This is a genomic window from Bradyrhizobium sp. CCBAU 11430 (genome assembly GCF_028128855.1).
In the GTDB taxonomy this organism is placed as follows: Bacteria; Pseudomonadota; Alphaproteobacteria; order Rhizobiales; family Xanthobacteraceae; genus Bradyrhizobium; species Bradyrhizobium ottawaense.
The window spans coordinates 168,395-187,956 of the sequence record NZ_LBJV01000067.1 but is presented as its reverse complement, the minus strand read 5'-3'; the positions used below and the strand labels follow the sequence as shown (position 1 = coordinate 187,956).

Annotated in this window: 19 protein-coding genes; 9 read left to right on the top strand and 10 right to left on the bottom strand. The window is 60.5% G+C overall.

The window, feature by feature from the left end:
• Nucleotides 1-18: 18 nt before the first annotated feature.
• The 4 genes from XI04_RS27045 to XI04_RS27030 all read left to right on the top strand — a co-directional run bounded on the left by XI04_RS27045 (nucleotide 19) and on the right by XI04_RS27030 (nucleotide 3,845).
• A complete protein-coding gene (locus XI04_RS27045) occupies nucleotides 19-1,149 on the top strand; it encodes a glycosyltransferase (protein ID WP_271623816.1) in 1,131 nt (376 codons plus the stop codon).
• Nucleotides 1,146-2,267 carry an acyltransferase family protein gene (locus XI04_RS27040; protein WP_271623815.1) on the top strand — a complete coding sequence of 374 codons (1,122 nt, stop codon included), beginning with the start codon at nucleotides 1,146-1,148 and terminating at the stop codon, nucleotides 2,265-2,267. The genes XI04_RS27045 and XI04_RS27040 overlap by 4 nt, the downstream gene beginning before the upstream one ends.
• A gap of 350 nt (nucleotides 2,268-2,617) precedes the next feature.
• Complete coding sequence (locus XI04_RS38890; protein WP_442869419.1) at nucleotides 2,618-2,902, top strand: hypothetical protein; 285 nt, start codon at nucleotides 2,618-2,620, stop codon at nucleotides 2,900-2,902.
• Complete coding sequence (locus XI04_RS27030; protein ID WP_271623813.1) at nucleotides 2,895-3,845, top strand: glycosyltransferase family 2 protein; 951 nt, start codon at nucleotides 2,895-2,897, stop codon at nucleotides 3,843-3,845. The genes XI04_RS38890 and XI04_RS27030 overlap by 8 nt, the downstream gene beginning before the upstream one ends.
• A gap of 4 nt (nucleotides 3,846-3,849) precedes the next feature.
• Here XI04_RS27030 and XI04_RS27025 read toward each other — a convergent pair whose 3' ends face one another.
• The 8 genes from XI04_RS27025 to XI04_RS26990 all read right to left on the bottom strand — a co-directional run bounded on the left by XI04_RS27025 (nucleotide 3,850) and on the right by XI04_RS26990 (nucleotide 13,993).
• Nucleotides 3,850-6,042, bottom strand: a complete 2,193-nt coding sequence (locus XI04_RS27025) for a glycosyl hydrolase family 28-related protein (protein ID WP_271623812.1) — start codon at nucleotides 6,040-6,042, stop codon at nucleotides 3,850-3,852.
• A 20-nt stretch (nucleotides 6,043-6,062) separates the two neighbouring features.
• Nucleotides 6,063-6,470: a hypothetical protein gene (locus XI04_RS27020; protein WP_271623811.1), complete on the bottom strand. Its 408-nt coding sequence runs from the start codon at nucleotides 6,468-6,470 to the stop codon at nucleotides 6,063-6,065.
• A complete protein-coding gene (locus XI04_RS27015) occupies nucleotides 6,464-7,267 on the bottom strand; it encodes a hypothetical protein (RefSeq protein ID WP_271623810.1) in 804 nt (267 codons plus the stop codon). The genes XI04_RS27020 and XI04_RS27015 overlap by 7 nt, the downstream gene beginning before the upstream one ends.
• Nucleotides 7,215-9,482: a polysaccharide biosynthesis tyrosine autokinase gene (locus tag XI04_RS27010; protein WP_271623809.1), complete on the bottom strand. Its 2,268-nt coding sequence runs from the start codon at nucleotides 9,480-9,482 to the stop codon at nucleotides 7,215-7,217. Before XI04_RS27010 ends, XI04_RS27015 begins: the two co-directional genes overlap by 53 nt.
• Nucleotides 9,483-9,744: 262 nt before the next feature.
• Nucleotides 9,745-10,368 (bottom strand): hypothetical protein, encoded by a 624-nt coding sequence (locus tag XI04_RS27005; protein ID WP_271623808.1) that lies wholly within the window; start codon nucleotides 10,366-10,368, stop codon nucleotides 9,745-9,747.
• Nucleotides 10,369-10,508: 140 nt separating this feature from the next.
• Nucleotides 10,509-11,963 carry an O-antigen ligase family protein gene (locus XI04_RS27000; protein WP_240536521.1) on the bottom strand — a complete coding sequence of 485 codons (1,455 nt, stop codon included), beginning with the start codon at nucleotides 11,961-11,963 and terminating at the stop codon, nucleotides 10,509-10,511.
• Between the two features lie 81 nt (nucleotides 11,964-12,044).
• Nucleotides 12,045-12,782, bottom strand: a complete 738-nt coding sequence (locus XI04_RS26995; RefSeq protein ID WP_271623807.1) for a hypothetical protein — start codon at nucleotides 12,780-12,782, stop codon at nucleotides 12,045-12,047.
• A gap of 8 nt (nucleotides 12,783-12,790) precedes the next feature.
• Nucleotides 12,791-13,993, bottom strand: a complete 1,203-nt coding sequence (locus tag XI04_RS26990) for a polysaccharide biosynthesis/export family protein (RefSeq protein WP_028142326.1) — start codon at nucleotides 13,991-13,993, stop codon at nucleotides 12,791-12,793.
• Between the two features lie 408 nt (nucleotides 13,994-14,401).
• Between XI04_RS26990 and XI04_RS26985 the strand changes: the two genes are divergently transcribed.
• The 3 genes from XI04_RS26985 (at nucleotide 14,402) to XI04_RS26975 (ending at nucleotide 16,625) form a co-directional block, all read left to right on the top strand.
• Nucleotides 14,402-14,845 carry a hypothetical protein gene (locus tag XI04_RS26985; RefSeq protein WP_244439146.1) on the top strand — a complete coding sequence of 148 codons (444 nt, stop codon included), beginning with the start codon at nucleotides 14,402-14,404 and terminating at the stop codon, nucleotides 14,843-14,845.
• A gap of 76 nt (nucleotides 14,846-14,921) precedes the next feature.
• Nucleotides 14,922-15,197, top strand: a complete 276-nt coding sequence (locus tag XI04_RS26980) for a hypothetical protein (protein ID WP_038949593.1) — start codon at nucleotides 14,922-14,924, stop codon at nucleotides 15,195-15,197.
• Between the two features lie 156 nt (nucleotides 15,198-15,353).
• Nucleotides 15,354-16,625 carry a hypothetical protein gene (locus XI04_RS26975; RefSeq protein ID WP_038949592.1) on the top strand — a complete coding sequence of 424 codons (1,272 nt, stop codon included), beginning with the start codon at nucleotides 15,354-15,356 and terminating at the stop codon, nucleotides 16,623-16,625.
• A gap of 11 nt (nucleotides 16,626-16,636) precedes the next feature.
• Here the strand turns inward: XI04_RS26975 and XI04_RS26970 are convergent, their stop codons facing one another.
• Nucleotides 16,637-17,263 carry a transglutaminase-like cysteine peptidase gene (locus tag XI04_RS26970; protein ID WP_038949591.1) on the bottom strand — a complete coding sequence of 209 codons (627 nt, stop codon included), beginning with the start codon at nucleotides 17,261-17,263 and terminating at the stop codon, nucleotides 16,637-16,639.
• A gap of 193 nt (nucleotides 17,264-17,456) precedes the next feature.
• Here XI04_RS26970 and XI04_RS26965 point away from each other — a divergent pair, with 193 nt between their 5' ends.
• Nucleotides 17,457-18,194, top strand: a complete 738-nt coding sequence (locus XI04_RS26965) for a metallophosphoesterase family protein (RefSeq protein WP_271623806.1) — start codon at nucleotides 17,457-17,459, stop codon at nucleotides 18,192-18,194.
• A 62-nt stretch (nucleotides 18,195-18,256) separates the two neighbouring features.
• Nucleotides 18,257-18,919 carry a hypothetical protein gene (locus XI04_RS26960; protein WP_038973343.1) on the top strand — a complete coding sequence of 221 codons (663 nt, stop codon included), beginning with the start codon at nucleotides 18,257-18,259 and terminating at the stop codon, nucleotides 18,917-18,919.
• Between the two features lie 3 nt (nucleotides 18,920-18,922).
• On the opposite strand, the gene XI04_RS26955 is transcribed toward XI04_RS26960, so the two are convergent.
• Nucleotides 18,923-19,369 carry a hypothetical protein gene (locus XI04_RS26955; RefSeq protein WP_244439147.1) on the bottom strand — a complete coding sequence of 149 codons (447 nt, stop codon included), beginning with the start codon at nucleotides 19,367-19,369 and terminating at the stop codon, nucleotides 18,923-18,925.
• Nucleotides 19,370-19,562: the final 193 nt, after the last annotated feature.

Below are 19,562 nucleotides of genomic sequence, written 5' to 3'. Positions count from 1 at the left end.
CCGAGGTCGGGAGGTCCGGTGGAGGTTCTGATTGCGACGGGAAAGGAGCTGGAGAGGCGCGGTCACTCCGTTGATGTCGTATCGTTGGACGCACCGAATTCTGCTTGGCTGAAGGACTTCCCACTGAAAATCTATCCGCTCGGGCCAGCGACGAAGCGATACGCCTACACTGCCAATTTAGGACCTTGGCTAGACACAAATCTCAGCAACTATTCGCTGGTCGTCCTGCATGGGCTCTGGAACTATTCCTCCGTTGGGAGCTGGCTTCGACTTAGAAAAGCAGAAATCCCATATCTGATTTTTGCACACGGAATGCTGGATCCCTGGTTTCGAGCTGCCTATCCAATCAAACACTTATGGAAGCAACTCTATTGGACCGCCCTTGAAGGACGTGTGTTGAGCGGAGCGGCTGCTGTTCTATTTACGGCCGAAGACGAACGTCGCCTGGCTCGAGGGTCGTTCCGCGGTCATAAATACCGCGAGCGAGTAGTGCCTCTGGGCATCTCCGACCTGAACAGTCCCGCCGAAGAGCAAATACTCGCCTTCAGGTCGAGCTTCCCCCATCTTTCTTCGCGTAGATACGTGCTTTTCTTAAGTCGCATCCACCCCAAAAAGGGGCTCGACTTACTGTTGTTCGCCTTTGCTCGTCTGTCGATGGACTTTCCCGACATTGACCTAGTCATTGCTGGACCGGATCAAGTGGGCTGGAAGGCCCAACTCGAAAGACAATCAGAGGAGCTCGGCATCACCGATAGGATTCACTGGGTGGGTATGCTCTCAGGTGCAACAAAATTCGGCGCGTTTCGCTGCGCAGAAGCGTTCGTCCTTCCGTCCCATCAAGAGAACTTTGGCATCGTGATCGCCGAGGCCATGGCCTGCGGAGTCCCTGTTCTGATTACGAACAAAATAAATATTTGGAGAGAAGTGGCTGAAACCGGCGGAGGACTCGTCAGCAATGACATCGAGTCCGACATTTTCGAGATGCTAAAAAAATATCTCAATATGAATCATTCAGAACGTGAGCGAATGAGATTCTTGGCTCGATCAGGTTTCTCTGAGTGCTTCAACGTAGAAATAACGGCAGTCAACCTGATCGACGTGTGCAATGCGGCCATTCGGAATGACGTGGGGCAGACCTCTCAATTATGAAAGACCAACCGCAAGAGATACCCACGGGCCGGGAAACGATAACCCACGATTTCAACGGCCTTCAGGCGGGAAGAGCGTTCGCAGCGCTCGTGGTATTGCTCTTTCATGCAAACGCCGTCTTGGCCCTTCCCAAATATATCGGCAAAGACTTATACCCCATTCTACACGCTGGCTCGTCCGGCGTTCATTTCTTTTTTGTTTTGAGCGGGTTTATAATTTTCTATATTCATCGCTGTGAACTTGGCCAGCCGAAATATGTTGGATCCTTCATCCGAAAGCGAGTTAGCCGGCTAATACCCGCGCTTTGGGCTACGCTAGCCTTGGTTCTGACCAGTTACCTTGTGTGGCCGAGTCTCAATACAAATCCCAACTTGACCGTCCTTGATGTCGCATCGGCCTTTCTTCTCCTTCCGGCCGCTCGTGAGCCTCTGCTGATCGTTGAATGGACCCTCCGACACGAAGTCTTGTTTTACGCTCTCTTTGCGCTGATCATTGCCTCTAAGCGGGTAGGGGGGAGCATACTAGCTCTATGGATGGCTCTCTCTATCCTTATTCCACTTGTTCAACCAAACTTTCCGACGTCTTTTGTTTTTTCCGAATATCATGCTCTATTTGGCATGGGGGTCGTAGTCGCCATATGTTTCGAAAGGCGTTGGATACGCTTCCCCCGCACCACGCTTTTGGGCGGCACTTTAGCCTTTTCCATCATATGGATTTTGAGAGCCTCTGAGAAAGAAGGCGGCATTCTTATCAACTTAGCCTTCGGCTTAGCCGCAGCGGCGATAATTGCGGGGCTCACTGAGATCGAAAGGTTCGGTCCCATCCGCCTGTCGAAGGCGCTCACATTTCTGGGGAACGCATCGTACTCGATTTATCTGATTCATTTTCTGGCGGTCTCGGCAGCGAGCAAATTTGTTATTGTACTGCTGAGGTTTGTGACACTTCCGGACACCCTGTGTTTTTTCTTCGTGACCGGGTTCGCGCTACTGGCTGGGACGTGCTTTCATGTATGGATCGAGCGACCTCTAACATCTGGGGCGAAAGTCCTCCTTGGTCGGGGCAAAACAAAAGTCCGACCGGATATGCCCGCTCCCTCAGCGACAAGAAGCCTTCGGTGATATCTCCTTCATCTACAGCGCTCCGCCAGACTTAACTATGACGCCAGCCTCAGCTTATAGGAATAGCTCGAATGCTCGCTTCCTGCGACAACAGCCTAAAACCCAGATTCGGCGGAGCAACCTACCCACTTCGACACCGAATTGAACGAGCTATTTGGAACGCTACTTGGCTCTCACTCGGGATTTGGACCCCTGCTCCGTTGCACGGTTGGCGCCGGTTACTTCTTCGTGTCTTCGGCGCAAAAATCGCGCCGACCGCGAGAATATATCCCGGTGTCAGCGTCTGGTATCCGCCCAACCTCGAGATGCACCAATACGCATGCTTAGGACCGGGCGTCATATGCTACTGCATGGATACGATCACCATCGAAAGCTTTGCCCTGGTATCACAAAGGGCCCATTTGTGCGCCGGCTCACATGACGTTGATGATGTCGACTTCCCGCTTGTAACAGAACCAATACGCATTGGCGCTCACGCTTGGGTCGCTGCGGAGGCCTTTGTTGGACCGGGCGTGACCGTCCATCCACATGCTGTTTTGGGTGCGCGGGCGGTCACGGTCAAAGATCTTGACGAAGCAAATATCTACGTCGGCAATCCCGCCAAATTCCTGAGGGCGCGCACGATCCATGGCTAGCCTGGCCGTCATTATTCTAACATTCAACGAAGAACTGCATCTCGCTCGCGCCCTGAAGGGAGTTGCGGGAATAGCCAATGAAATATTTGTGGTCGACTCAGGCTCTACTGACCATACGAAAGAAATTGCGACTCAATACGGTGCCAAAGTTGTTGAGCACGTGTTCACAAACTATGCAAAGCAGTTCCAATGGGCATTGGATAATTGCCCCATCACGTCCGATTGGATCATGCGTCTCGACGCGGATGAAATCATCGAAGCGGACCTCGCCGCAGAAATCTCTCGTAATTTGCCCAACCTCCCGAATGAAGTCGTTGGGATCAATTTGAAACGCAAACTCGTCTTCATGAACAGAACCATCAACTACGGCGGCCGGGGTATTCTCGTTCTGCTCCGCATCTGGCGACGCGGCCAAGGACATATCGAGGACCGCTGGATGGACGAGCATATGGTTGTTCAGGGTGGAACGACGGTTACCTTTAACGGAGGGTTCGCGGACCACAATCTGAACAATCTCAGCTTCTTCACCGACAAACACAATAGATATGCAACGCGCGAAGCTGTCGATGTGCTCAACCAACGATTCGGGTTTATGCCGCGGGAGGAAAGCCTCTCAGTCGAAGCAAGCTCTTACCAAGCTGCCATCAAGCGATTCATTAAGGAGAAGGTTTATAATCGAATTCCGTTCGAATTCAGCGCGGCTGGATATTTCCTGTACCGCTATTTTTTCCTCCTTGGCTTTTTGGATGGAAAGGAGGGGTTGATATATCACGTGCTCCAGGGGTTCTGGTACCGATTTCTCGTCGGCGCTAAGCTCGTGGAATTGACTCTAACCATAGAAGGGATGCGCGACTCCCAAGCGATAGCAAAGGAACTCGCAAAGCAAACCGGTCTACGCATTGAAGCCAACTTCCCGCGCCTTACAGCGAGCAAGTCCTCCTGAAGGCCTAAGGCGTAGATGGCTTGCGCGCCGCCTCGGCCGCCATCTCACCTCCAATATTCTTTCGCAAGAGCACACCTGCGGCTCCTTCGTCAATACGAACCGGGCCATCGCGGCCTGCTAGCTGGTTATTCTCGACGATCACGTCGCGCACGCCGGGCGCATGTTGGGCATAACCTTTCACTTCGATATGCGCCCCCTCAGCCAAGGTATTTGAACGGATGATTGTTGCCAGGGACAGGGGAGCTGGATTGGGCAGCCGCTGAGATCCCCACGTTCCAATTAGGGAGTCCCGCCCCGTGTCACCTTCAGCGATACGGTTACTCAAAATCTGGGTGTACCAAGTCGGCTGGTATGCTCGGTAATATAGTCCCCTATTGAGAATGCCCCACGTTCGCCAGGAGACGTTATCGGCAATGATGTGATCGACGGAAGAACCGAAGAGCTGGATTCCGTTGCCAGCGTCAGAGAGTTCGTTTCCTACGATCAGATAGTGGCGCTGCAAGCTCGTCAGCGAGATGATCGAGGAGCCGTCGGTCGACACATCAAGCGGATTATCAAGCTGGATGCTTTGGCCCTCCACTGATCGAATGCGGCGGACCTGCCCAATCCCCCGTCCGCCCAAAACGAAGAACCCCGCTCCGATGCATCTTTGTACGTCCTGCGGGACGCCCGTCCCCGGCGAAGGGAGAGTCACCGTCTTCCTGTCGGAGCTAATGCCGGCGACTTGGCCATAGTAGCATCCTCCAGGTCCATCGGAGGTCACCGCCTCTCGATCCCATCCATTCATCATCCGAAGACGATTGTGCAGAAACGCGATGTTTTGAGCGAACATTTCGTGCTTGCCGAGCGTGTTTAAGCCCCCCCCTGTACTCTGCAAATCGCCTCCGATCACATCATTGTCCTCGAATATCACGCGATCTGCGCCACTGACCGAATACCAACCCCAACGCCCGTTGTAGAGTTTGTTGCCCGTCACCCGGGCCGAGCCGGGGCGCTCGAGATACAGGGAACGGCCCGAACCGTAGAGGTCACAATCCTCGACAATGAGGTTCTTTCCCGTCAGGCGAACTGTATCCGGTCCGCCGGTCGAGAACTTCAGGGCGGCTTTGAGGCGGTCATTGGTCTGATCGGGAGTGAGATGACCGCGATACATCGATGCGCGCACGGTCACGTTGCGCAAGGCGATGTTCCGCGGCTCCGCAGCTTCGTCGCGCGGCGCACGAGAAAACCCACCGCTGATGATATGCGCGTGGTTGAAGGCCACGATCGTGATGTCCTCGATCGCAAACTCCGTCGAGCCGTCGAGCAGGGCCAAAGGAGGCACAGGGAAGTCCGGCCAGATCAAGCGCACCAGTGCACGGCCCTCGCCCTTCAGGCGGGTATGGGCCGGCAAGGTCAACCCATCCGCCACGCGGTAGTAGCCGCGGGGTAGGAACAGCGTTCCTCCGCCTTTCTGCGCGAGGGACAGCAACGCCGACTTGAGTGCGGGCGTGTCGTCGTGCACGCCGTCAGCGGCGGCACCAAAGGCCTTGGCATTGAGGGTCAGGTCGGGCCAAACCGGCTTTTCTTCCAACCGCCAGATGCCAACGTCACGCCAATCACTGAAATCGCCATGGCCATTCCAGAGCCTAACCGAATACTCGCCGCCAGCGAGATTGGCAGGGAGATTGAAGGTGGCGTCCCACACGCTCGCGGCCGACGGCTGCAGCGTAATCTCCCCACCGGTGCCGCCCGCAGGCTTCAGCCGAACCATCGTTCCTTGGCCGGACGAAATGTTGCGGCCGAACACGCGGAGCCAGCCGCCCGGGCTGCTGCTCGCGCCTAGATCCCCCTGCGGCCAATAGATCGTCGGGGCATTCAGGTCGAGGATGGGAGCCGGATCGTTCCCAAACGTGATGCGATAAACGCCTTGGGCAATGTCCTTCGGAATAGTAAATTTCAGCGACTCGTTACTGACTTGGACGGGGATGACCTTGACGCCCTGAGCCGGCGGAGCAGCGCGCTCCGCCTGGTCGGCGACCCGCGTAATTTCCACCGTCTCGACCTTGGCAAGGCCATCACCAACAACGAGAACTGTCTCGTCCGGTCGCACGGGGTCGCTCGCCCAGAAGACGGAAGGGGCACCCGTGGCCGGTTCGCAGGCCACGACCCAGGCGGACATGAATGCCGCGACAATGACGCGCGCAGACCTGCTCATGAACGACTCCCACATCGGCGCTACCGCTGGGTGACAGTGTAACGGAAGAGCGTCACCCCTTTCATGCTGCCGAGAACCGTATCCACACGCTTGTAAGCCTGTAAGACTACTTCGTTGCAGTGATCGGAACCTGCGTAACAAACCTTCGCCTTGATAAGCTTGGCACAGTTGTTCTTAAGGCTCACGATATGATCCTTCAAGTCGGGGTTGATCGTACCGCTACGCGCGGCAGCCTCAATATCGAGGCAAGGGCGACCAAGCGGATCTCGTATCACGTTGCCTCCCGACTGATCCAAACTGCGTTGCATCGTCAGCGCCGGGCCCGTGGTGGGGGTCTGCGCATGGCCGTTGGAAACGCTGATGCAAAGCACGCACAGAGCCGTCAGCCACGGACGAGCCTGAACGAGACAAGTTGGAGCCATCACCACGGTCTCTCCTTTGGTTTCACGCCTGGGACCGGAACGTCGTAGCCGTCCCGGAACAGCATGCGCGCGAACGCCTCACGCGAGACGAGATCGACGCGCTGAAGCCCGGCAAGCAACCGATCACGATGCGCCCAGCCGATGCCGGTCAGATTTGCTTCGGTATCGTTCCAAAAATCTGCATCCACCATTTCGGCGAATTCATCGACTACGCGTGCCTGAGCTACCTCGCTCAGCAGGGGGAAGACAGCAAGCGCGAGCTGGTTGCGGCGAAGCGCAATCCAGCCCTCATGGGGCCCGGCGAGATATGATCGTTCGAGGTGGGGCACCGTCTTTGGATCAAAGCCGTTGCGGCTCGTCTGAACCGAATAGAGCATCAGCCACAGAAAAGAATCTGTCGGATTGACAGAGAACCCCTCAACCAGCTTTCGCTCTGCGGCTGCGATCTCGGCATCCGCCTCCTCGGAGCTCCTGCGCGCCATGGCTAATTCGGCAAGCCGAAGCCGGACGAGCGCGCTGGCCTGGAACAGTTTGGGGGGCGAGAGGCCGGCCGGTGCTGCAGGCTCGATGCCGGCAAGCATCTCCGCCAATGCCGGCATCTTCAACCGGTCGTCCGAAATAATCCGTGCCGCGATATCGCGGGCCGGTACAAGCCGACGGAACGAAGGCAACACCGCAATGGACCAGAGCAGGCTGGCAAGCCCGGCCGCAAGCAACAGTCCACGCAGGAGCAACGAGCGACCCAGGCAGCTATTCGACATACCCGTAACGGGCGTAATATTTCTGGTAATAGTAACGGCCATGATAGGACTCGTAACGCGCGAGCGCCTTCGTGTCAGCCTTGTTCAGAACCACGCCGAGCAGCTTGTCCTGAATCTCCGGCGAGCCGCGCAGATTATGCCGGACGACGTCGATCTTGGTCCGGCCCCACTCCACCACGAACACGTAGGAATCAACGAATGAAGAGGTGACGCGCACGTCAACCACGGGCGCCATCGGGGGCATGTCGAGCACCACGTAGTCGAACTGTGAGCGGAGCTGGGTGACGAGCGTGTGCATCGCCTTCGACGCCAAGATCTCGTTGGTATGCAGCAGCTTCGACGTGGCACCCGCCGGCAGAATCGAGAGCTTGGTCTCGGCATCGACAACCAGCGCTTCCTCGAGCCGGGCCTTCTGCGCAACAACGTCCACGAGACCGATCTTCGCGTCGGGCACCAACGCGCGCGACAATGAGGGATTGCGCAGATCGGCATCGACGAGGATTACCCGCGCTCCGCCATGCGCCATGAGCTGGGCGAGATTGGTCGAGAGCGTGCTCTTGCCCTCGTTCGGCAAGGTCGACGTCGTCGCCAGCACGCGGTTTTCGCGCACAATGGAGTTGAGATCGACCGCCACCTTCACCGAGCGTACAGCTTCCGAAAAGCGTGACAACGGGTTGTTCACGACATAGCGTAGCAGATCAGGCTGGGGATTACCCTTCGCGGCGAGCTTGCTGCCCAGCATCCTCTCGCCGAGTCCGGGCGCCGCGGTCGCGGGACCGAGCTCTGGAAGAATCGCGATGCAATTGGCGCCGAGTTGTTCCTCGACTTGGCCAGTGGTGCGGAACACTTTGTCGGTGAGCTCGCGCGCCATCGCCGCGCCGAAGGCCAGCATTATGCCGCCGAGCAGGCTCGCCGCCAGGATGATCAGCGACTTCGGGTAGCTCTTCACCAGCGGCGTCGTTGCCGCGCTGATCACCCGTGCCTCGGTAATCGGGAACGACTGCTGCTGCACACTCTCCATGTAGCGCTGGAGGAAGTTGTCGTACATCGCCTGGTAGGACTGGGCGTTGCTCTCGAGCTCGCGGAGCTGGATCTGCGCTTGGTTGGTGAGTTGTGACTCCGACACAGCATTGGCGAGGCTCGATTTGATACTCTCCTCGCGCGTCACCGCAATGTCGTAATCGCTCTTGTAGGATTGCTGGATGCGCTTTAGCTCGTCGGTGACGTTCTTCTTGATCTCCGCCATCTGCCTGCGCAGGTTGACGGCCGCCAGGTGATCCGAGCCGTACTTCATAGCCCATATCGATTCCTTGGACGCCATGTCGACATATTGCGCGCGCAGCTTCACAATAGTGTCGTTCTTCAGCGCGTCGGCGACGTTGGCGTCCGGAATGTCCTGCTTGAGGATGTCGTTCATACGATCGAGCCGCGCCTTGGCTTCGGCCGTGGCAGCGTGAGCCATCACAAGCTGGCTATTGACCTCTGCAAGTTGCTGCTCGTTCATCAGCCGCCCGCCGGTGTCGACGATGTTGTTGGCCGTCTTGAAATCCACCACTGCCTTTTGCGCCACGGAGGCTTGGGTGCGCAGCTCCTTGATGCGGTCCTGCAGCCATACGCTGGCGCGGCGGGTCGCCTGGTACTTTGCCTCGAGCTGGTCGACGATGTAGGCGTCTGCAATCGCATTGGCGATCTTCGCAGCCTTATTCGGATCTTTCGAGGTGTAGCCGATCTCCATCACGTAGGTGAGGCCAAGGCGCTTGATGGTGCGGTTCTTCTCGAACACGCCAAGCGCCTTGCGAGTTTGCTCGAATTCGGACGATGGGCGGCCCTCCGAGAAAAGCCCGGAGACGGCGCCGATAATTGTGCCGAGCAGACCGCCCCCACCGCCAGTGAACTCGGGATCGTCTGTCAGATGGAGATCGCGGATTACGGCGAGGCTGATGTTCTCGGATTTCAGGATCTCGACCTGGGTTTCTACGGTCGCGGAATCGATCGCGATGTCGCCGAGCACGGATTGCTGCTGGAACAGCTGCACCTTGCGCGTGTCGATGACCATCGAGGCGGTCGAGGTGAACAGCGGTGCGGCGGTGAAGAGATAGAGCAGCGCCAGGATCACGCAGGCCGAGACGATCGCGACCATGGTCGGGAACTGGCGCCTGATAATGTCGAGATAGGAGGTCAGCGTCTGCGACGGGGAGCCGTCGGCCTCGGTGAAATCACGGTTGATCTCCGAGGTCGGCTTGTTCACCTGCAACATCTAGCAATTCCTGAAAATGGATCGATGTGTGTTCTTGGGATTAATGTTCGCCAAAAGCCTGGTTGCGCCCGGAGCAAACCTGATGCCAAAGCCCGCGTTGCGCGAAACACTAACACAATCCTGCCTGCAATTGAACGTGGTCGATGCAGTGCACAGCGCCGTTTACGCGACATTTTGCAGGAAGCTTAACGGCGCAAAAGCAAAGCGGCGCCCGCTGGCGCCGCTTTCAAAAGGTTGCATGGCCGATTGTGAGGCCTGGGTGTCAGCGCGGACTGACGTTGCCGGATGCGTTGGTAATCCCAGCAGTACCCGCGCTGGAATTCGGCGAGACGGTGTTCGCATAATGGAACCCACCGAAGCTCGGCGCACCGTTGTTAGCACCACCGGTGTTGCCGGGATTGCCGGTCGGCCCACCCGCGCCGGAGCCACCGCCGCCCGCGCCGCCGCCGGTTGCGGCGATCGCGACGTCGCCGGTCGCGGCCTGGTAGGCGGCGATCACGTCGGCGTTGCCGGTGTTTGCGATCGCGGCCTGGATCTCATTGGCGAAGGCCTGGTCGGACTGTGCCGCCATGCGGGCGATTTGGGCGAGGCCGCCGACGATCGCGCGCATCTGGTCCTTGGTGGTCGCGGGATCCTTCAACAGCGCGATCAGGCCGGGAAGCGTGGTCGGATCGGAGGCGCCGAGGTCGCGCACGCGCGAGATCAGCTGCGGGCCGCCTGTCGGATATTGCTGCAGCAGGCTGTTGGGGGAAGCCTTGAAGTCGGAAATGACGGTGGCCGGCAGCTGGCGCTGCGGCGGGTAGACGGCGGCGCTGGCGGCCGACGAGATCGTCGCGGCGAGGGCCGCGGCGGCAGCCATGCGAAGCGCAATCTTGATAACGCTCATAAATCAACCTCCAAAAAATCAGCTGCCCCGATGTGCTTCCTCGGCCCGGGCGAATGGCTGTGCAGTGCGGAACCTAACCGAAGAGAAAACAGCTGTCCACTTATTCTAAAGACTTCGTAAACGACGCAACTGCTTCAAATCTAGACACTTTTATGAAGCTGAGGCGCCGGGCTCCGGGCTGCGCCAGCGGTTGTCGGATGGCCCTCGCCTCGCCGGGTGGTAGCGCCCGCCTCCGCCATCGCCCGGCCCTCCTTGGTGCGGAAAGACTGCGCCAGGCCCGCGCCGAAAAGCGCAAAGAATGGAATGCTGTAGCCCGGCACCTGCAGCGTGAAGTCGAGGCACGAATGCAGCAGCGACAGCGTCGCGGTCGCCACCGCCGCCAGCGGGATGATGGCATCGCGCCGGCGTCCGAACACGCCCCTGGCCAGGACGAGCAGCATGATGGCCCAGCCGAGCGCCACCAGCAGCGCCATCGGAATGCCCACCTCGGAGGCAAGCTCCAGCGGCGTCGAATGCGCGGCGTCCCAAACGCCGCGAATCGAGATGTTGGGGCTGCGATACGGCGGAAAGGCCCATTGGAAGGTGCCCATGCCGGTGCCGAACCAGGGATTGTCGCCGATGATCCGCAGCGTCGATTTCCAGGCCTCGATGCGGCCTTCGTCGACCAGGCCCTGGCTGTCGAAGCGGCTGGAGACGCGGCCGCCGAGCAGCTGCAAGAGGCCGAGCGCGACGGTGAGGCCCGAGCCCAGCGAGATCCAGATGCCGGTGCGCGGCGGCAGGTCTTTTCGGAGGAAGAGCGTGAACGAGACGATCATCGCGAGCAGCGACAGGCCGACGCCGGCACGCGAGGTCGTCATGAACATCGCCATCAGGCAGATCAGCAGGCAGCCAAGCTGCGGCAGGATCTCTTTTGGCGGGATCGTCCGCACATCGAGCGACAGGCGTTTCCATTCGATGTGCCGCTCAGGGAGCCGGCGGCGGACGTCCTCCAGGATCAGCAGCATCCAGATCACCGCGCAGGAGCCGAAATAGGCCGCCGCCGTGTTGCGGTTGATGAAGGTGCCGGTGACGCTGCCAAGATACGCCGTCTTGTCCCGCCACAGGATCATGGTGGGCTCGATCAGGAACGAGAGCACGCCGTAGAGGGCGTAGGCCGCACCGGAGATCGCGATCACCCACAACATGCGGCGGGCGCGGTCGCGGTTCGCTCCGACAGTGATGCCGAGGACGATCGCGAGGATGTTGGCGAGCGGCGCGCCGAGCGCGAAGAACGCCTCGTTCTTCACGATGGAAGCAGACGGGGCGATCGGCACGCCCAGCAGATCCGCGGCCTGCTTCCAGATCGGCTGGAATGGCGCAATCCAGGGATGGTCGGAGAGCTGCTCGTGCAGCACGAAGGCGTAAGCCGCAACGATCACGCCGATGCCGGCGAGCAACGAAAGATGCGGCCGACGCAGATCGCGCGTCGGCGCGACGATCACCGCTACCCCGAGGCACAGGCACCAGAATGCGATCGACAGATCATTGGTCGAGCCGAACGGAAACGGCGCGCCGGCCACCACAAAGAACAGGATGAAGGTCGCGGGCAGGCTCAATGACCAACGAATCCTGAACCAGCTGATATTGGGAGGCCAAAGGCGCATCGTGCTTTCTTGAGGCGAGCCTTGCTCTTGGGCTTAGAGGAAGCAATCGATCGGATAGATCTTCAGATCCACGTTGAGGCGGCTGTTCCGGGTCTGCGCCCGGAATGCCAAGAATACTCCAAAGCTATCACTGCCCGGATCGAGTTTTATTCCAGGGGTTAATTCGTCGGGCGGGACCAGGACGCCGATGTGCCGGTTGATGGCGGAAATCTCGATCCGCCCCTCCCCCTCGCCGAAATGCCCGCCGAGCTGCGTCACCGTGACTTTGGGCAGGCCGCGGCGCTGATGACAGACCTCCTCCTCCCATAGCTTGGTCTGCTGGACCAGCGGCTTTCCCGCACCATCGGGGACAACGATATCCGGGAAGGACGGGCGCAGCATTCCGAAGAACTTGCTCTCCTTGGAGTTCGCCGACAGCCGGACCGTGAACGACAGCTCGCCCTTGGCTCCCTTGAGGCGCGACAAGACAGGAGCGTCAGGCTCCGCGGAGACCATCACGTCGATGCGGTGGCGGACGCCTAGCTCTGCAGCAGCGCCGAGAGCCTGCCCGAGCGGTGCAAGCCCGAAGCCGACGGGGACGAGAGCCAAAAGACGGCAAAGTGTCCGAAAGCGCATGAAGCCCCTTGCAACAATGCGGGGTGCCCGATGACCGGCGCACCGTGCCCAGTGGCGCTTTGACCCAATCCCGAATTGGTAGCCGCAGCAGAACCGCTTGCTAAACGAAAATGGCACCGGGACAAAGCCCCGGTGCCATCGCTTCTGGTCGATCAAGTCGGCCTTTACGGCGCCAGCTTGACGTTGTTGCGGAAGATCAGGGCGTCGTTGGAGAGATTCACCGCATCCGAGCCGGTGGCCATGATCACGCGCAGGAACTGCAGGAATTTCGTAACTTCGACGTTGCGGGAGTTCGAGACGTAGATCACGTCGCCGTTCTTCATCATGACCTTGGTGGTAAGGAAGAAGCCGCCGGGATCGCGGAGGTTCACGTTGAAGATGACCGGAACGGTCTCGGAAGTGTACTTGCTCACGTCGATACCGAGCTGGGCCGCAACCTCGCGCGGCTCGCGGCGATACATGTACACGGCGGCCGGATCGGCTTGGCCATCGAGAAGACCGCCAGCCTTGCCCATGGCTTCGCCGAGGTTGATGCGCCAGGCATCGAAGTTGAACTCGCCACTCTGGCCGCTGGCGCCGAACGCCAGGAACTTCTGCTGCTCGCGATAGACGTAGATGCTGTCGTCGGGGCGAACATAGACGTTGTTCTCGGGCGCCATCACGAGATTTTCGAACGGCACGGTGGCCCGCCGTCCGCCACGCTCCAGCATGACCCAGGTCTCGAAGCCCTGGCCCTTGATGCCGCCGGCGCGGGTGATCGCATCGAGCACCTTGTCCTTTGCGCCCGCCGCGCTCGCGGGATAACGCGCCGGCGAATTGACTTCGCCGAGCACGCTGATGAGCTGGGTGCGCTGCGAGGACATCGCGACGACCGCCTGCGGCTCGATGGCGCGGTTGCCGATCTTGTCGATGATCGCGCGCTGGATTTGCACCGCCGTAAGCCCCGCGGCCTTGATCTGGCCGGCATAGGGCACCGTGATGAAGCCGTCATTGTCGACCGACTGATCCGGGATCGTCACATAGTTGCCCGGGCGGACGCCGGCTTCCGCCGGAATGAACAGACCGCCTGCCGCGGCTTCAAAGATAGTGACGCTGACGACGTCGCCGATGCCGAATACGATGCTGGCCGGCGGCCGCTTGTCCGTGAACGCCCCCGCGAGCCCCTTGGGCTCATGGGTGTGCAGGATCTTCACCGTGGCCGGATTGAGCGGCACCAGCTCGTAAGCGGGAGCGTTTTCAGTCTGAATCTTGTTGTTGACGTCGTCCGTCAGCGGACCCGAGCCGGGATTGGTCGAGCACGCTCCGAGCGCCAAAGCGGCCATCAGGAGCGCTGGCTTGAATAAATAAGACTTGGCAAAGGAATGCATGAATCGCGCGCCCCAAGAGACCCCAATTAGCCCTGATTGGTACGGCCTAGGGGGTGGTGCGACAAGGGTTCCCGGTGGTTAATGGAGCGATCGGTCGGCTACTGTTGCGTGCGGGCCACTCTTTGGGGCTTGGTTTAACCCTTTGTGACCATTTGTTGTATTTCGTGTGCCCGGTCGGCGAGCAAACCGCCCAACTCAAGGGCTCCGTGTGTCGAGCGCGAGGCTTCTTGACCTCTCGCCGCTCTGCTAAGTCTGGGCCGTTAAGGATAGGAACTCCCATTGTCTGGCCTCCTTCTTGTCCCGCTGTTGGCAGGCTCCCTCCTTGGCGCGGCTGATCGCCCCTGGGGCTCTGCTACCTCCTGCGCTGGCAGCGCGCGGTCCTCGTGCCAGGGCGCACCCATTGTCGAGGTGGCCGCCCCCGCCCCCTCCTCCGTCTGGAAGTTCAGCCGCACGCAAGGGGGCAAGGATGGCGAAAGCTTCGCGGCCATCACGAAGACCGCGGATACCACCCAATCCGACGCGGACTTTGCCGGCCTCATCGTCCGCTGTGCGCCAAAGGGCAAGATCGACGTGCTGGTGGCCCTGATCCGGCCGTTCCCGCCGCGGAGCCACCCCAAGGTCACCATCGCCGCGAGCGGCGGCGGTACCCTGACCTTTGACGCCAGCATGGCGGCCGCAGGCGCCGCGGTGCTGCTGCCCGACGAGGTTTCGGCCTTTGCCGCCGGCAAGTGGCAGACGACGGCCTCGCTGTCGGTGGTGGTCAGGGAAAGCGACAGCGAGATCAAGGGCGTGGTGGCCCTGAACGGCTTGCGGGAGGCCTATCATTCGCTGCTGGCAAATTGCAGCCAATAGGCCAAATTTAGCCATACAGCTTAAGGGTCTTTTTAGGGTGGGGAACCTAGGGTCCGAAGCACGGAGAGTGTTTCGGATGACCGCGCTTTTGATTTTCAGCTTTCTCGTAGGTGCCGTACTGGGCCAACGCTTTCGCGTCCTGGTCCTGCTGCCGTTGACCTTCGTCATGGTGCTCACCGCCGTCCCGGTCGGCTTGATGCTCGATCTCACGTTGCTCGAGAGCCTCAAAGGCGTGGCACTCGCGGCCATCGCCCTTCAGGGCGGCTATCTCTTCGGCTCGGCGGCGCGCTTTGGCCTTGCCGCCGCACGTGCCGCCCGCGTCTTCGGCCGTCCGATCAAGGCCACCCGCTGATCTCGCCGATCAACGCCGCGACGAGCCCGCGCGCAAATGGCCCAAGGTTCACGGTTTAAGGTTTAAGCGTTGGACCGAGGCAGGCCTTTGTTTGAAAACCACCCGCTCGCTTGTATGGTGACCTGACCGTTTCAGGATTCCCTTCGAGCGCGCCGTTTGTCCCTCGCTTATTTTGCCCTCATCGTTTCCATCGTCTCCGCTTCCGCTCTCGAAATCGCCGGCGCCAAGTTCGGTGCGTATCTCGGGACGATGGCCGCCGCGCTAAGCTTGTTGGCGGCCACCACGAGCGCGCGAAAAGCCGATTACGACCACTATGTCCGCGCGACCTCCTGGGGCCGCTGGATCCCGATCGCCATTCCGCTGTCCATCGCGGCCCAACTCGCCCCTCTTCCACTGAGCTTTGCCCATCCGATCTGGGCCAGCACGCACGATGCCGTAGGTGGCCTGCCGTTCGGACCGATCACGGCCGATATCGGCCTGACCGTCAGCGCGCTGCTGCTGGCGCTTGCGGCGATCTCGTTGCTCGGCGTCACCATCCTGGTGGTCCGCAACCGCAGCCGTGCCGAGCTGGTTCTCTTTGTGCTGAGCGGCGTAACCGCGGTCTCCGCCTTGATGTTGGACCTGCATCGGCTGTCGCCGGCGCTTGCGGCGACCGTTCCCGCTGATCTCACGGCAACCATGGCCGGCCTCGGTCTCATGCTCAATCTGGCGGTGATGCAGCTCGCTGCCGAACGGGCCGAGACGCATCACTCGGTCCTTCGCTCGGTGGCGATCGGCCTTTGCGGGCTTATGGGCACACTGGCAAGCGCGCTTGCGGTGTTCGGCCTGTCGGGCACGAACAGCGCGATCGCAGCAAGCTTTGGCATTGTGCTGATCCTGCTGATCCTCGTCATTCGCAGGCTCGATCTATCACCGCTCGCAGCGGGCGCCTTGTCGGCCGCCGCCTTGATCGGGGCTGCGATCGTCCTGTCATTCCTGTTCGAAAAGGGCTCCGGACCGGTCCTCTTGCGGCTCGTCCCGGATGTGGGGGCTGAAACGCGGGCCGCGCTGGAGCGGATGTTGACCGACACGCGCTGGTTCGGCGCGGGCGCCGGGACCTTTGCTGCGGTGGGCCGGATCTACCAGAGCGATGTCGGAGCCGCTTTGACCGCGCCGTCGACAGCCACGGCGGTCTTTGCTGGCACGGGATGGATCGGCCTGGCGGCCGCTCTGGCGGTGAGCTCGATCGCGCTGTTGCGCCTGTTCTTCGGCGCCTTGCAGCGCGGACGCGACTCGTTCTTCCCTGCGGCCGCCGCAGCCTGTGTTTTGTTTGCGCTGGTTCAGAGCTTCGCAGGGCCCGGATTGCTGCGGCCCGCAGCAATCCTGTGCCTTGCAGTGATCGTGGGACTGGGGCTGTCGCAGAGCGTCAGCCAATCCGGATCACGATAGAGCGCGGGTGATCAGACCGCGCGATCGCCGAGTGAGGCCCAATAGTTCGGGTTCTTGGGCGACTGAATGCGGACCCAGCGATAGGGCTTCTTCGACCACGGCAGAATGTGGCCGGAGAGATTGTCCAGCACGAGATCGCCGGCGAAGGTGCGAACCACGACCACGAGATGATGCTCGCCCCAGGTGGTCACGACCTCGCTGAGCAGCACCGAGCGCGCCGGAAAGCCCTTGGCGATCAGTTCGTGGCGTTTTGTCACAGCGTAATCGTTGCAGTCGCCGCTGGTCGGATGCAGCAGCCACTTCTCGCCGCGCAGCCCTTCCAGATTGGCCTCGGGACGGATGGCGGTATTGACCTTCTGGTTGACCTCTTGCATCTGCGCCAGCCGCTCCGCCGTAAGCTTCAGGCGCCCGCCCCTGAACACGATGTGCTGCGGCCGCGGCTTGCACTCGTCCTTGTACTTCAGGCAAAACAGCGTGAACGCCATTGGCGCCAGCGTCGGCTGGTCGAACTTGATGTACTGGATGGCCCCGCGCAGCCCCAAAGGCGCACCGACGAAGGCGGCTTCAGCGCGCTGCTGCACCCCCGCAGCAACGACGATGGCGGCCACGGCCGCCAGGAACTTTACAACTTTGCGCATGTCGCGCTCCCCGTTCTTGTTGGGGAGACGCTACGCGAGACGTCTTGAAATACGGCTCAAAGGCCGCGCGATCCTTTAATCAAAATGCGGGCGCCTTGGTCGGAAACAATTAAGAATACCGATGTGTGACTTGTTCTGCTAAGAGCCATCGCGACGTTCCGCTCGTGACGCTGGAAGCGATTCGACCGACCTGATGGGCCTTTCCTCACGCTTTCGAAAGAAGACCAAGCCTCGGCTTCCCGACGGCGTTCGCGTCTATGCCATCGGCGACGTGCACGGCCGCGCCGATCTGCTTCAATCGCTGTTAACCGTCATCGACGTCGATTTGGCCCGCTCGGCCCCCGAACGGGCCATCCAGGTCTTTCTCGGCGACTACGTCGACCGCGGCCCGGACTCGCGCGCCGTTCTTGATCTGTTGATCGAACGCTCGAAAACACACGAGACGGTTTGCCTCAAGGGCAACCACGAAATCTTCCTGCTCGAGGTCCTCAAGGATCCGGCCCGCCTGCAGGAGTGGCGCCACTATGGCGGCCTCCTGACGCTGGTCTCCTACGGCATCACGCCGACCATGAATCCGTCCGCGGAGCAGCAGGTCGAGCTGATCGAAGGACTGAGGCGCGCACTACCGCCCGGGCACCTGGCGTTCCTGCAGCAATTGCCCTCGTCCTTCACCTGCGGCGACTTCTTCTTCGTCCATGCCGGCGTCAAGCCTGGCGTCCCGCTCGAGCGCCAGAAGGATGAGGACCTGCTCTGGATCCGCGAGGAATTCCTGGCGTCCGAGGAGCGCTTCGGCAAATATATCGTCCACGGTCACACGCCGGTCAGCGTGCCCGATATTCGCCCGAACCGCATCAACATCGACACCGGCGCCTATGCGACCGGAAACTTGACGCTGCTGACGATCCAAGGTGATAGTCTGCTCGCAATTTAAGAGCCCTGCTCTCGTTTCAATCCCGTGCTCGCTTCGCCCTCACAGGCCTCGTCGATTTCATCATGAACCGCATGTTCCTGCTTCGCGTCATCGGCATCTGCACCGCGATCGTGCTGGCGCTTCATGCCGGCATGGAATTCTACGGCGATCTCGTCCGACCGAACTTTCGCGCGAGTGATTTGTTCTCGGGCGAGATTCCGCCCGAGAAGGCCAAGCTGGCCGCCGGCGGTGTCTTGGCATCGGTTTCGCTGGATGGGGACCTGCTCGCGAACTACGCGGCGGCACTGGCCGCTGACGTTCTTCACCGTCCTTCAACCGATGCGGCCGGGCGGGCCAGCGAGAACAAGGCCGCCCAAAGCGCCGTCGTCGCTGCCTTGAAAGTATCACCAATCAGGCCCGCGCTCTGGCTCACGCTCGGCACGCTGCAGGCGCAAGCTGGCGAAGCGGCGACGCCGGCTGTGAAGATGTCCTACTTGACCGGATCGGTGCCGATCGACGTCGCCTTCGCTCGCGTCCGGACCGTGACCTCGGGCGCGGCTGCAACGGACGAGGAGATCAAGCTGCTGGCGCAATCCGACATCCGCGCAGCGCTTGCCAATCGCTCGCGTTACGAGCCGCTGCTGATCGCGGCCTATGTGCAGGCAACTCCGCAAGGCAAGGCGCTGCTGCTCGACACCACGAAAGTGACCGATCCCAAATTCAACGAGATCTTGCGGCGGTACTGAATTTCAGCGCACCGATTTCGGGTTGACCGGCACGAAGTCCTGATCGCGACGCGGTTGGTCGGATCGCCCCTGATAGACGAACATGCCCTTCTTGGTCGTGACGATATCGCCTCGCTGCAGGCTATCGTCGCGGAGAAGGCGTTCGGTCGCGACAAGGTCCGGATCTTCCGGAATCGGCTTGTAGAGCTCGGGATGCTCCCGCCGCTCGCGCGAAGCTTCCTTGGCTCGGCGCCGTGCGTCCTCGATCCGCTGCCGCCATTCGTCGCGCGTCACTTCCGGCTCGCTTGGTGGAAGATAGTCGTTGATGGATGGCTCCGGCTCAGTCTGAGCACGACATGAGAGCGGGTAGGCAGAGAGGGCGAATCCGACAGCGGCGGCCACGGCCGCCTGAACCGGCGCGCGCCCGGATATCCAGCGATCCGATGTGGACTTGCGGCGAATGTATCGCACTCCGATGACTCCCAAGCGGGCCGAGCAGCATCCAGCGGCCCCCTCAACTTCAGCTCATGCGGCTGCCAATTGCAAGATTTTAGGAACGCTGCGCCGTCCCATCAAAAGTCGAAAACAACCCCATGCACAGTAGCCGGCGCCAACCATTTCAATCAGTTACGCCTTTCCCGAAATCCGATTTGATCCGTCGGGC

What these genes read in the sequence shown, in the direction of transcription:
- XI04_RS38890 (WP_442869419.1), top strand. Translation starts at nt 2,618, where the DNA reads ATGGATACGATCACCATCGAAAGCTTTGCCCTGGTATCACAAAGGGCC.
- XI04_RS26960 (WP_038973343.1), top strand. Translation starts at nt 18,257, where the DNA reads ATGAACCGCATGTTCCTGCTTCGCGTCATCGGCATCTGCACCGCGATC.
- XI04_RS27040 (WP_271623815.1), top strand. Translation starts at nt 1,146, where the DNA reads ATGAAAGACCAACCGCAAGAGATACCCACGGGCCGGGAAACGATAACC.
- XI04_RS26980 (WP_038949593.1), top strand. Translation starts at nt 14,922, where the DNA reads ATGACCGCGCTTTTGATTTTCAGCTTTCTCGTAGGTGCCGTACTGGGC.
- XI04_RS27010 (WP_271623809.1), bottom strand. Translation starts at nt 9,482, where the DNA reads ATGTTGCAGGTGAACAAGCCGACCTCGGAGATCAACCGTGATTTCACC.
- XI04_RS27025 (WP_271623812.1), bottom strand. Translation starts at nt 6,042, where the DNA reads ATGAGCAGGTCTGCGCGCGTCATTGTCGCGGCATTCATGTCCGCCTGG.
- XI04_RS26970 (WP_038949591.1), bottom strand. Translation starts at nt 17,263, where the DNA reads ATGCGCAAAGTTGTAAAGTTCCTGGCGGCCGTGGCCGCCATCGTCGTT.
- XI04_RS27030 (WP_271623813.1), top strand. Translation starts at nt 2,895, where the DNA reads ATGGCTAGCCTGGCCGTCATTATTCTAACATTCAACGAAGAACTGCAT.
- XI04_RS26990 (WP_028142326.1), bottom strand. Translation starts at nt 13,993, where the DNA reads ATGCATTCCTTTGCCAAGTCTTATTTATTCAAGCCAGCGCTCCTGATG.
- XI04_RS27005 (WP_271623808.1), bottom strand. Translation starts at nt 10,368, where the DNA reads ATGAGCGTTATCAAGATTGCGCTTCGCATGGCTGCCGCCGCGGCCCTC.
- XI04_RS26965 (WP_271623806.1), top strand. Translation starts at nt 17,457, where the DNA reads ATGGGCCTTTCCTCACGCTTTCGAAAGAAGACCAAGCCTCGGCTTCCC.
- XI04_RS27015 (WP_271623810.1), bottom strand. Translation starts at nt 7,267, where the DNA reads ATGGCCGTTACTATTACCAGAAATATTACGCCCGTTACGGGTATGTCG.